At 71.8% G+C, this 12,461-nt stretch carries 8 protein-coding genes; all 8 read left to right on the top strand.

All coding sequences use genetic code 11. The features are described from left to right. Positions 1–421 precede the first annotated feature (421 nt). Complete coding sequence (locus VKK44_RS10780) at positions 422–4,576, top strand: SpoIIE family protein phosphatase (protein WP_343446764.1); 4,155 nt, start codon at positions 422–424, stop codon at positions 4,574–4,576. Further along, positions 4,573–4,872 (top strand): STAS domain-containing protein, encoded by a 300-nt coding sequence (locus VKK44_RS10775; protein WP_343446763.1) that lies wholly within the window; start codon positions 4,573–4,575, stop codon positions 4,870–4,872. The genes VKK44_RS10780 and VKK44_RS10775 overlap by 4 nt, the downstream gene beginning before the upstream one ends. 220 nt (positions 4,873–5,092) lie before the next feature. Beyond that, on the top strand, positions 5,093–7,075 hold the full coding sequence (locus tag VKK44_RS10770) for an alpha-L-fucosidase (protein WP_343446762.1): 1,983 nt from the start codon (positions 5,093–5,095) through the stop codon (positions 7,073–7,075). 92 nt (positions 7,076–7,167) lie between these two features. Continuing rightward, complete coding sequence (locus VKK44_RS10765) at positions 7,168–8,238, top strand: sugar ABC transporter substrate-binding protein (protein WP_343446761.1); 1,071 nt, start codon at positions 7,168–7,170, stop codon at positions 8,236–8,238. Beyond that, positions 8,235–9,776, top strand: coding sequence for a sugar ABC transporter ATP-binding protein (locus VKK44_RS10760; protein WP_343446760.1), 1,542 nt, complete (start codon positions 8,235–8,237; stop codon positions 9,774–9,776). Before VKK44_RS10765 ends, VKK44_RS10760 begins: the two co-directional genes overlap by 4 nt. Next, positions 9,769–10,815: an ABC transporter permease gene (locus VKK44_RS10755; protein ID WP_343446759.1), complete on the top strand. Its 1,047-nt coding sequence runs from the start codon at positions 9,769–9,771 to the stop codon at positions 10,813–10,815. Before VKK44_RS10760 ends, VKK44_RS10755 begins: the two co-directional genes overlap by 8 nt. A gap of 60 nt (positions 10,816–10,875) precedes the next feature. Then, entirely contained in the window at positions 10,876–12,195 is a 1,320-nt protein-coding gene (locus tag VKK44_RS10750) for an enolase C-terminal domain-like protein (protein WP_343446758.1), read from the top strand. After that, positions 12,192–12,407, top strand: a complete 216-nt coding sequence (locus VKK44_RS10745; RefSeq protein WP_343446757.1) for a hypothetical protein — start codon at positions 12,192–12,194, stop codon at positions 12,405–12,407. Before VKK44_RS10750 ends, VKK44_RS10745 begins: the two co-directional genes overlap by 4 nt. Positions 12,408–12,461: the final 54 nt, after the last annotated feature.

Raw genomic sequence — 12,461 nt, 5'->3', positions numbered from 1 at the left:
CCGGCCGACGATTCTGCGGCAGCACCCGGGTCTTGCCACAAGCCCCCGGGTGCGATATACGTTAGAAGTGGCAGGGAGCGCGTCTCCCTGCCATCGGTGTTTTCCGACCCTTTTCCCGCTCGACCTCGGCCGCCGCCGCGACGCCGGCGGCAGGTCCCGCCAGCCCGCGAACGACCCCCGTGCCGTACCGGAACCTCGGCCCCGCCGTGCCGCGGCGACCGGGCGTGCGGCGACGCGGGATTGTGGCACTCCTGACGGCGGTCGGTGGCATGGCGGGGACGCCATGGGGGCAAGACCGGAGCGGAGAGCTACTCTGAGGGCCGTTCGGGCGACGTGATGACGGTTGCATCCGGATTTGTCGCCCCAGGGTGGCGCCTCGACCTGGACGAGCGGATCTGCTGCGGTGAGGGAGACTCGGGCGATGACCGGCGCTGGCACCGACCCGCGGACACGTGCCGACGTGTTCGCCGTCGACGGTGAGATCGGCCCGGACCTGGCCCGGGTCGACTGGTCGACGCATCCGCTGGGGCAGCCGGACGCCTGGCCGCAGAGCCTCCGGACGTCGGTACGCATCCTGCTCTCCTCCCGCTTCCCGATGTGGATGGCCTGGGGCCCCGAGCTGACGTTCTTCTGCAACGCCGCCTACCGCCGCGACACGCTGGGCCGCAAGTACCCGTGGGCGTTGGGCCGGCCGGCCAACGAGGTGTGGGCCGAGATCTGGGACGACATCGGTCCCCGCATCGACACCGTGCTGCGCACCGGCGAGGCGACCTGGGACGAGGGGCTGCTGCTGTTCCTGGAACGGTCCGGCTACCGGGAGGAGACGTACCACACGTTCTCCTACAGCCCGCTGCGCGACGACGACGGCACGCTGGTCGGGATGCTCTGCGTGGTGAGCGAGGAGACCGAGCGGGTCATCGGCGAACGGCGGATGGCCACGCTGCGGGACCTCGGCTCCGACCCGAGCGTGATCCGCACCGAGCAGGAGACGCTCGCCTTCGCCAGCCGCCAGCTCGGGCGCAACCCGCACGACCTGCCGTTCACGCTGACGTACCTGTTCGGCGACGAGGGCGACGCGCGGTTGGCGGAGGCGACCGGGTTCGGCGCCGGCCACCCGGCGGCGCCGGCCACGCTGTCGCCGGGCGACTCCGACGCGGTCTGGCCGGCGCACGCGGTGACCGAGGGGGACCTGGTCCGGGTGCCGCTGGACGCCGCCGCGTTCGACGGTCTGCCGACGGGCGCCTGGCCGGACCCGCCGACCGAGGCGCTGCTGGTGCCGCTGCGCCAGCAGGGCGACACGCCGTACGGGTTCCTGGTGGCCGGGCTCAACCGCTACCGGGCCCTCGACGACGGCTACCGCGGGTTCGTGGAACTGACCGCCGGGCACGTGGCGACCGGGATCGCCAGCGCCCGCAGCTACCAGGCCCAGCAGCGGCGGGCCGAGGAACTCGCCGAGCTGGACCGGGCGAAGACCGCGTTCTTCTCCAACATCAGCCACGAGTTCCGCACCCCGCTGACGCTGATCATGGGACCGGTGGACGAGCTGCGCGGCCGGCTGCGGGACGCCGACGGGCCGATCCGCGAGGAGCTGGAGGTCATCCGCCGCAACGGGCTGCGCCTGGGCAAGCTGGTCAACAGCCTGCTCGACTTCTCCCGGATCGAGGCGGGCCGGATGCAGGCCCGCTACCAGCCGGTGGACCTGGCCGCGGTGACCGCCGACCTGGCCAGCGTCTTCCGTTCGGCGATCGAACGCGCCGGCCTGACCTTCGAGGTCGACTGCTCACCCCTGCCCGAGCCGGTGCACGTCGACCCCGGCATGTGGGAGAAGGTGGTGCTCAACCTGCTCAGCAACGCCCTGAAGTTCACCTTCGACGGCACCGTACGGGTCGTGCTGCGCGCCGAGCACGGGCAGGCCGTCCTGCGGGTCGCCGACACCGGCATCGGCGTCGCCGAGGAGGAGATGCCCCGGCTGTTCGAGCGGTTCCACCGCATCGAGAACGCCCGGTCCCGCTCCGACGAGGGCAGCGGCATCGGGCTGGCCCTGGTCAAGGAGCTGGTCACGCTGCACGGCGGCACCATCGCCGCCAGCAGCACGGTCGGCCGGGGCACCGCGTTCACGGTCCGGCTGCCGTTCGGTCATGCCCACCTGCCGGCCGACGCGATCGCCCCGGCCGGCTCCAACCGCATGCCGGTCTCCGCCGAGCCGTTCGTGCAGGAGGCGCTGCGCTGGCTGCCCGGCGACCCGACGGCCGGGATCGTCCCGGACGACCCGGCGCCGGTCGAGGGCCCCGCGCCGGCCCTGCCGGGACAGGTCCCGGCACGGGTCCTGGTCGCCGACGACAACGCCGACATGCGCGAGTACCTCACCCGTTTGCTGCGTTCCGCCGGGCACCGGGTGCGGGCCGTGGCCGACGGGCAGGAGGCGTTGGAGGCGGCCCGCACGCACACGCCGGACCTGGTGGTCAGCGATGTGATGATGCCCCGGCTGGACGGCCTGCAACTGGTGGCCGCGCTGCGGGCCGACTCCCGGACCGCCGGCACTCCGGTGCTGCTGCTGTCCGCCCGCGCCGGGCAGGAGGCCTCCATCGAGGGGTTGGAGGCCGGTGCCGACGACTATCTGGTCAAGCCGTTCCCGGCCGCCGAGCTGCTGGCCCGGGTGCGGGCGAACGTGGAGCTGGCCCGGCTGCGCAACCACCACGCCCGCTGGCGCACCGCGCTCGTCGACTCCCTCCAGGAGGCGTTCTTCGTCTGCGACCAGGCCGGCGCGGTCGTCGAGATCAACGCGGCCTTCACCGACATCCTCGGCTACGGGCCGGAGAACCTGCCCTACCTGCCGGTGCAGCCGTGGTGGCCGGACCCGGAGGCCGAGCCCGAGGCACACCGTCAGGTGTCCGCCGCGTTCTCGGTGCTGATCGGCCAGGCGAAGGGCACCTACACCGTGCCGGTGACCCATCGCGACGGGCACCGGCTCTGGATCGCGACCGCGTTCAACCAGGTCGACGACCCGGACACCGGACGCCGGGTCATCGTGGGCACGTTCCGCGACGTCACCACCGAGCACTACGCCGTGCAGCGGGAAACCGCCCTGGCCGGGCTGAGCCTGCGGCTGTCGCGGGCGGACGATCTCACCGACGCCCTGCACGGGGTGCTGGACGAGATGCGCAAGCTGTGGCGCGCCGCCGACGTGGTCACCGCCGTCTTCGGCGACTCCCCCGGGCCCGACGTCACCGCGACCGATCCCCTGCTGCGGTGGGACAAACTGCCCGACGAACGCCAGCAGGCGCTGCTGGCGTTGCGGGACACGCCGCTGCTGACCCCGGTGGCGACGCCGGCGCACGGCGCCGGCATCGCGCTGGAGCATCCGGAGGGCACCATGGCGCTCTGGATCGACCTGGGCGAGAAGCGGCCCTTCACCGAGCAGGACCAGACGCTGCTGGCGTTGCTCGCCGGCCACGTCGCCCAGGGCCTGCACCGTGTGCACCAGATCGACCAGCAACGCGAGACCGCGCTGGCCCTGCAACGGGCGATTCTCGGACCGTCCCAGCTGCCCGCCGGCTTCGCCGTGCGCTACGCTCCGGCGTCGCTTCCGCTCAAGGTCGGCGGCGACTGGTACGACACGGTCGAGCTGCCGGACGGACGGATCGCGATCGTGGTCGGCGACTGCGTCGGCCACGGCCTGCGGGCCGCCACCGTGATGGGTCAGTTGCGCAGCGCCTGCCGGGCGCTGCTGTTGCAGGACGCCAGCCCGGCCCAGACGCTGATGGCCCTGGACCGGTTCGCCGCCCTGCTCCCGGGCGCGCAGTGCGCGACCGTCCTCTGCGGTGTGCTGGACCCGGCGACCGGCCGGCTGCGCTACTCCAGCGCGGGACATCCACCGGCCGTCGTGGTGCATCCCGACGGCACGCCCGAGTTCCTCGACCAGGGCCGGTCGCGGCCGCTCGCGGTCCGCACCGGGCGGGACCGTCCGGAGGCCGAGACCACCGTGCCGGCCCGGGCCACGCTCATGCTCTACACCGACGGCCTGGTCGAACGCCGCCGCCAGCCACTGACCGCCGGCATCGACCGGGTCACCGCGGCGATCCAGGAGGGCCGGGGCATCCCGGTCGAGGCGCTGGCCACCGAGGTGATGATCCAGCTCACCCCGGAAGGCGGGTACGACGACGACGTGGCTCTGCTCCTCTACCGCCACCCCGGGCCGCTGGAGTTGGACTTCCCCGCCGAGTCGTCGCGGCTGGCCGAGGTGCGCACCGCGTTGCGCGGATGGCTGGACCGGTGCGGGCTGGCCCCGGCGTACTCCTACAACGTCCTGGTGGCCGTCGGTGAGGCGTGCGCCAACGCGATCGAGCACGGCCACCGGGACAGTCCCGGCGGGCGGATCCGGCTGCGCGCCGCCGCCACCGCCGACGCGCTTCGACTGAGCGTCACCGACAGCGGGCACTGGCGGGACCGGGACCGGCCGTCGGACCCGCACCGGGGCCGCGGGCTGGCGCTCATGCGTGCTCTGATGGACTCCATCACGGTGACCCCCGGGGCCACCGGCACCACCGTCGACATGCAGGCAAGGATCATCCGATGAGCACGGCCCTGACGCTCACCACCGGCAGCGACCCCGACGGGGGGCGCGTACTGACCGCGGTAGGCGAGATCGACATGAGCAACGCGGCCACGTTCGCCGCCGCGCTCGACGACGCCGTCCGACCCGACGGCGACCCCCTCGTGGTGGACCTGACCGCCGTGGAGTATCTCGACAGCGCCGGCCTGGCCGTGCTGTTCCCGCACGCCGAGCGCATCGCCCTGGTGGCCAGTCCGCTCCTGGAGCCGCTGCTCACCATCTCCGGTCTGGCCGACCTGACCACCGTGCGGAGCGGCTGAGACTCCGACCGGGGCGCCCATGTCGTTCAACTTTATGGGCATCGATGTTAGCGTTAACGCAGGTGGTGGCGTTAGCGCAACATTCATAAGATGTATGGCGCTCGGTTTTGATCCCTTACCGCGAACATGGGCGTTGACGTCCCGCAGCGGTAACGCCTAACGTCGGATGTCTCATCAGTGTGAGCCCCCTCACCCCACCACCGCTTTCGGAGGGATCACCATGTCCCGTCCCCACCTCACCCGCCGTTCGCTCCTGGCCGCACTCGGCGCCGGCGGAGCCGCGGTCGCCGTCGGCGGCGTCCTCCGCCCCGGGTCCGCCGCCGCCGCCATCCCCGGCCCCTCCAGCTACGCCGAGACGTGGGCGTCGGTCGGCCAGCACCCGGCCGCGCCGGAGTGGTTCCAGGACGCCAAGTTCGGCATCTACTTCCACTGGGGCGCGTTCAGCGTGCCGGCGTACGCCAACGAGTGGTACCCGCGCAACATGTACAACAACGGCTCGAACGAGAACAACCACCACAAGTCCGTCTACGGTGACCCGTCGGCCTGGCCGTACCACAACTTCATCAACGGCGCGAACGACCGGTCGGGCCGGTTCGTGCAGTTCGCGCCCCGACTGCGTTCGGCCGGCGGCAACTTCGACCCCGGCGAGTGGGCCCAGTTGTTCGCCGACGCCGGCGCGAAGTTCGCCGGGCCGGTGGCCGAGCACCACGACGGTTTCTCCATGTGGAACAGCCAGGTCAACGAATGGAACTCGGTGGCCCGCGGGCCACGACTGGACCTGCTCCGCCTGCACACCGAGGCGATCCGGGGCCGCGGCCTCAAGGTCATGGTCGCCATGCACCACGCGTACAACTTCACCGGCTTCTACCAGTGGGCGCCGCAGCAGTCCGACGCCAGCCTGCGCAAGCTCTACGGGCAGTTGGGCACCGCCGCGGAGGAGCAGCTCTGGTACGACAAGCTCCGCGAGGTCATCGACCAGGCCCAGCCGGACATCATCTGGCAGGACTTCAACCTCAGCCGGATCAGCGAGGCCCAGCGGCTGCGCTTCCTGGCCTACTACTACAACCGGGCCGTCGCGTGGAACAAGGAGGTCGTCGCCACCTACAAGGACGGCCTGGACCTCGGCGGCACCGTCTTCGACTACGAGCGCGGCGGTCCCGCCGCGCTGCGCCAGCCCTACTGGCTCACCGACGACAGCATCAGCAGCTCCAGCTGGTGCTACACGGTGGGCATCGGCTACTACTCGCTGAACCAGATGCTGCACTCGCTGCTCGACCGGGTCAGCAAGAACGGCAACATGGTGCTCAACATCGCGCCGATGGCCGACGGCACCATCCCCGACGGGCAACGCACCATCCTGCTCGGCATCGGCGACTACCTGCGCCGCTTCGGCGAATCCGTCTACGCCACCCGGGCCTGGACGACGTACGGCGAGGGCCCCACCCAGATGGGCGGCGGCTCCTTCAGCACCCCGCGCGCCGGCACCGCCCGGGACATCCGGTTCACCCGCAGCAAGGACAACCGGGTGTTGTACGCCACGTTCCTCGGCTGGCCGGGCAGCACGGCCACCATCACCACGCTGGCGTCGGGCCGGATCAACCTCGGCACCCTGACCGGCGTGCAACTGCTCGACACCAACGCCGGCAGCTACGTCAACCTGCCGAACCGTACCCAGGACACCACCGGCCTGCGGATCACGATGCCGTCGGCCGGCGCGCCGTTCAACGCGCCCGCGTACGTGGTCAAGCTGACGTTCAGCGGCCCGATCCCGGCCCTCAGCGGCGGCTCGACCACCTGGCAGCGGATCACCAACGTGACGAACGGTCTGGTGCTCGACAGCGGCGGCAACGTCGCCTCCGGCTCCCCGCTGAAGCAGTGGAGCTGGGACGGCAGCACGAACCTCCAGTGGCAGCTCGTCGACCTGGGCACCGGGTACCACCGGATCGTCAACCGGACCAACGGCATGGTCGTCGACGGCTTCGGCCAGACCACCAACGGCGCCGCCGCCCAGCAGGCGTCCTGGAACGGCGGCACCAGTCAGCAGTGGCAGCTCACCGACCAGGGCAACGGGCGGTACCGGATCGCCAACCGGGCCACCGGCCTGGTGCTCGACGGCGGCGGCCAGGTCGCCTCCGGCTCCCCGGTCAAGCAGTGGAGCTGGGACGGCAGCACGAACCTGCTCTGGACCCTCACCACCGTCTGAATCCCCGACGCCACGTCCGGCGCGTGCGCGTCACGCACCCCTGGCGGTGCCGGCGGCACGCGTCGGACGACGTCCCGACATGGAGGACCACGATGACCCGTAGGGCTCTGCTGGGGCTGAGCGTGGCGCTGACGCTCGTCGCCTCGGCCACGCTCGCCGCCGGCTGCGGCGACGGTGTGGGCAAGCACACCGGCGCGGGCGGGGCCGCCCCGCTCGTCGGGGTGGACTACCCACGATCCGACACCGACTTCTGGAACTCGTACATCACGTACGTGCCGACGTTCGCCGACGAGCTGGGCGTCGAGCTGAAGACCACCAACTCGCAGAACGACATCGCGAGCCTGATCTCGAACGCCCAGACCTTCATGAGTCAGGGGGTCAAGGGTGTGGTGATGGCCCCGCAGGACACCGCCGCGATCGCGCCGACCCTCCAGCAACTGGCCGCCAGGAAGATCCCGGTGGTCACCATCGACACCCGCCCGGACACCGGTGAGGTGGCGATGGTGATCCGCGCCGACAACCGCGCCTACGGCACCAAGGCGTGCAAGTTCCTCGGCACCAAGCTCGGCGGCAGGGGCAAGGTGGTGATGTTGCAGGGCGGCCTCGACTCGATCAACGGCCGGGACCGGACCGAGGCGTTCCACGAGTGCATGCGCGCCGACTACCCGGGCATCACGGTGTTCGGCGAGGCGACCGACTGGAAGGCCGACGTGGCGGCCTCCAAGCTCCAGACCCGGTTCGCGTCGGACCCGGACCTCAAGGGCATCTACATGCAGTCCTCGTTCGCGCTCTCCGGCACGCTCCAGATCCTCAAGCAGCGCGGCCTCCAGGTCCCGGCGGGCGACCCGAAGCACGTCTTCGTGGTCTCCAACGACGGCATCCCGGAGGAGCTGTCCGACATCGGCCGGGATCTGATCGACGCGACCGTCAGCCAGCCCGCCGACCTGTACGCCAGGTACGGCCTGGAGTACGTGAAGGCCGCGATCGACGGCAAGACGTTCCAGCCCGGTCCGACCGACCACGACAGCACGATCATCCAGGTCCGGAAGGGGCTGCTGGAGGACCAGCTCCCCGCGCCGCTGGTGACGAGGGACGGCGCGCCGGTCGCGGGCGAGCCCACCCTGAAGTTCGACGACAGGTCCCTGTGGGGCAACAACGCATGAGCGTCCGCCCCCGAGCCTCGACCGACGCGCCGGCCGGCGACCTCCGGCCGGTCGTGGAGGCCGTACGCATCACCAAGCGCTTCGGGTCGACGACCGCCCTCTCCGACGCCGGCATCGTGGTCCGGCCCGGCGAGACGCACGCCCTGGTGGGCCGCAACGGCGCCGGCAAGTCGACGTTGGTCGACATCCTCACCGGCCTCCAGGCGCCGGACGACGGGGCGGTGGCCTTCGACGGCCGTCCCGCACCGCCGCTCGGTGACCGGGACGCCTGGCGGCAGCGGGTCGCCTGCGTCTACCAGAAGTCCACGATCATTCCCACGCTCACGGTGGCGGAGAACCTGTTCCTCAACCGGCACGACCGCGGTCCCGGCGGGCTGATCCGCTGGTCGCGACTACGTCGGGCGGCGCAGGAACTGCTGGCGACCTGGTCGGTCGAGGTGGATGTGCGGCAGCCCGCCTCGGCCCTGTCGGTCGAGCAGCGGCAGTTCGTGGAGATCGCCCGGGCGTTGTCGTTCGGCGCCCGGTTCATCATCCTCGACGAGCCGACCGCGCAGCTCGACGGCGCCGGGATCAACCGCCTGTTCACCCGCATCCGGGACCTGCGCGCCCACGGGGTGACCTTCCTGTTCATCAGTCACCACCTCCAGGAGATCTACGAGATCTGCGACCAGGTGACCGTCTTCCGCGACGCCCGGCACGTCGTCACCGCACCGGTGGCCGAGCTGAGCCGTCCGGCGCTGGTGGCGGCCATGACCGGGGAGGACGTGACCATGCCCGAGGCCGACCATCCGCCGCCGCCGGCCGACTCCCCCGTACTGCTGTCCGTGCGCGACCTGGTCACCCCGTCCGGCGCCGAGCTGTCCCTGCGGGCCCGGGCCGGCGAGGTGGTCGGCATCGCGGGCGGCGGCGGCAGTGGCAAGGTCGAGGTGGCCGAGGCGATCGTCGGCCTGACCCGCCGCGCCGGTGGGACGGTCGCACTCGAGGGGCGCGTGCTGCGGTCGGGCGACGTGCCCGACGCGCTCGACGCCGGTGTCGGTCTGGTGCCGCAGGACCGGCACCGCGAGGGCCTGGTGCCGCTGTTGTCCATCGCGGAGAACGTCACGATGACCGTGCCGGGGCGCATCGCGCGGCGGGGGCTCATCTCGCCGGGGCGTCGGGACGCCGTGGCCCGCACCGCCATCACCGATCTGGCCATCAAGGCGGCCGGACCGCACGTGCCCGTCGCCGACCTGTCCGGGGGCAACCAGCAGAAGGTGGTGATGGGCCGGGCGTTGGCCAACGACCCGAAACTGTTGGTGCTCATCACTCCGACGGCCGGCGTCGACGTCCGGTCCAAGCAGACCCTGCTGGGTGTGGTGGAAGAGGTGCGCCGCCGGGGCGCCACCGTGCTGATCGTCTCCGACGAACTCGACGACCTGCGGATCTGTGATCGCGTCCTGGTCATGTTCTCCGGGCGGGTCGTCCGCGAGTTGGCCCACGGCTGGCACGACAACGAGCTGGTAGCCGCCATGGAAGGGGTGGATCTCCACCATGTCTGAGACGCTGTCCACCACGACGTCGCCGCCGGCCGGGGCGTCCCCGCCGGCCCCGCCGTCGCCCTCCGCCCGGAGTCTGGTCGTCACCCGCCTGCGGGGCCTGGCCCTGGTGCCGGCGATCATCGCGGTCGCCGTCGTCGGTTCGCTGGTGAATCCGGTCTTCCTCAGCGCCGACAACCTCCTCAACGTGCTCCAGAGCATGTCGGAGATCGCCATCCTGGTCCTGGCGCAGACCATCGTGCTGATCACCGGCAAGATGGACCTGTCGCTGGAGTCCACCTTCGGTCTGGCCCCCGGCATCGCGGCCTGGCTGGTCGTCGACCCGGCGCTGACCCGCGGTCTCGGGCTCGACGTGCTGCCCGACGGCCTGGCGGTGCCGGTGGTCCTGCTCGTCGGCGCCCTGGTCGGCGCCGTCAACGGGCTGCTGATCGTCCGCTTCGGCCTCAACGGCTTCATCGTGACGCTGGGCATGCTGATCGTCCTGCGCGGACTGCTCACCGGGATCTCCGGTGGTCAGACGTTCTTCGCGTTGCCGGACTCGATGACCTACCTCGGCTCGGCCACCTGGTTCGGCGCGCCGGCGTCCATCTGGGTGTCGCTGCTGTTGTTCGCCGTCGGGATCGTCGTGCTCGGTCACACCCGCACCGGCCGGGCGTTGTACGCCATCGGCGGCAACGTCGACGCGGCCCGCGCGGCCGGCATCCGCACCGACCGGGTGTTGTGGGCCGCCCTCGTGGTGGCGAGCACGCTCGCCGCGCTCGCCGGGTTGCTGATCAGCGGGCGGCTCGCCGCGGTGCCGGCGGCGCAGGGCAACGGCGCCATCTTCCAGGTGTTCGCGGCGGCGGTCATCGGCGGGGTCAGCCTCAACGGCGGCAAGGGCAGCGTGTTCGGCGCCTTCACCGGCGTGCTGCTCCTCTTCATGATCATCAACGTGCTCACGCTCGCCGGCGTGCCCGCCCAGTGGACCAACTTCCTCAACGGCGCCGTCATCCTGGTCGCCCTGACGGTCTCCCGGATCACCGGGGGCAGGGCACAGACCTGACGCCACGGCCACCCCGGCGTCGCCGACGAGCCGGCCCACTTCGATCGACCAGGAGAACCGTTGTCCGAGCACATCACATCCGTGGAGACCATCGACGTACGGTTCCCGACGTCGCGCCACCGCGACGGGTCCGACGCGATGAACCCGTTCCCGGACTACTCCGCCGCCTACGTCATCCTGCGCACCTCGGCCGGCGCCGAGGGACACGGCCTCGTGTTCACCGTGGGACGGGGCACCGAGATCCAGGTCCGGGCGCTGCGGTCGCTGGCCCCGATGGTGGAGGGCCAGCCGGTCGACGCGCTGGTTGCCGACCCGGGGGCGCTCGCGCGCCGGCTGGTCGGCGACAGCCAGATCCGCTGGCTGGGCCCGGAGAAGGGCGTCGTGCACATGGCCGCCGGCGGCCTGGTGAACGCGGTCTGGGACCTCGCCGCCCGGCGGGCCGGCAAGCCGTTGTGGAAACTGCTCGCCGACCTCACCCCGGAGCAGCTCGTGGCGCAGGTCGACTTCCGCTACCTGCGCGACGCCCTCACCGAGGACGAGGCGCTGGCGCTGTTGCGGGCCGCGGTCGACGGGCGGGCGGACCGGGAGCGCCGCCTGCTGGCCGAGGGCTTCCCCGCGTACACCACGACGCCGGGCTGGCTCGGTTACGACGACGACAAGCTGGCCCGGCTCTGCGCGGAGGCGGTCGAGGCCGGGTTCCGGCTGATCAAGCTCAAGGTGGGCGGGGACCTCGCCGACGACGTACGCCGGTTGGGCATCGCCCGCCGGGCCGTCGGCCCGGACGTGCGCATCGCGGTCGACGCCAACCAGGTGTGGGGGGTGCCCGAGGCGATCCGCTGGATGCGCGAACTGGCCCCGTTCGACCCGTACTGGATCGAGGAGCCGACCTCACCCGACGACATCCTCGGGCACGCCGCCGTACGCTCGGCGGTCACCCCCACGAAGGTGGCCACCGGCGAGCACGGCCACAACGCCGTCATGTTCAAGCAACTGTTGCAGGCCGACGCCGTGGACGTGGTCCAGATCGACGCGTGCCGGGTGGCCGGGGTCAACGAGAACCTGGCCATCCTGCTGCTCGCGGCCAAGTTCGGCGTCCCGGTCTGCCCGCACGCCGGCGGGGTGGGGCTGTGCGAGCTGGTACAACACCTCGCCATGTTCGACTTCGTCGCCCTCACCGGCAGCACCACCGACCGGGCCATCGAGTACGTCGACCACCTGCACGAGCACTTCGCGGATCCGGTACGGATCAGCAACGGTCGCTACCTCGCGCCCCGCGCCCCCGGCATGAGCGCGGAGATCCTCGCGCCCTCGCTGGCCGACTACCGGTTCCCCGACGGCCCCGGGTGGGCGACGTCGACGGCGGAAGCCGCCCTCCGGTGATCATCGACGCGCATCACCACCTCGGGCAGCCCGACCGCGGATACCACTGGCTCGACGACCCGGCGCTGGCGGCGATCCGCCGCCCCTTCACCCCGGCCGACCTGACCGCCGCGCTCACCTCGACCGGCGTGGACGGCACCGTGCTGGTGGACCTGGCCTCCGAGGCTGCCGCGTACGTCCACGGCACGGTGCTCGCGGTCGACGGGGGCTGACTCGCCCGCTGACACCCCGACCGGGTGCGGGGCGTGTCCACGGCGGCGCCCCGG

It is taken from the genome of Micromonospora sp. DSM 45708 (assembly GCF_039566955.1).
GTDB lineage: Bacteria > Actinomycetota > Actinomycetes > Mycobacteriales > Micromonosporaceae > Micromonospora.
Note: the sequence above shows the minus strand (reverse complement) of the source record. Positions and strands in the feature narration are given on the sequence as shown.

What these genes read in the sequence shown, in the direction of transcription:
- VKK44_RS10780 (WP_343446764.1), top strand. Translation starts at nt 422, where the DNA reads ATGACCGGCGCTGGCACCGACCCGCGGACACGTGCCGACGTGTTCGCC.
- VKK44_RS10775 (WP_343446763.1), top strand. Translation starts at nt 4,573, where the DNA reads ATGAGCACGGCCCTGACGCTCACCACCGGCAGCGACCCCGACGGGGGG.
- VKK44_RS10770 (WP_343446762.1), top strand. Translation starts at nt 5,093, where the DNA reads ATGTCCCGTCCCCACCTCACCCGCCGTTCGCTCCTGGCCGCACTCGGC.
- VKK44_RS10765 (WP_343446761.1), top strand. Translation starts at nt 7,168, where the DNA reads ATGACCCGTAGGGCTCTGCTGGGGCTGAGCGTGGCGCTGACGCTCGTC.
- VKK44_RS10760 (WP_343446760.1), top strand. Translation starts at nt 8,235, where the DNA reads ATGAGCGTCCGCCCCCGAGCCTCGACCGACGCGCCGGCCGGCGACCTC.
- VKK44_RS10755 (WP_343446759.1), top strand. Translation starts at nt 9,769, where the DNA reads ATGTCTGAGACGCTGTCCACCACGACGTCGCCGCCGGCCGGGGCGTCC.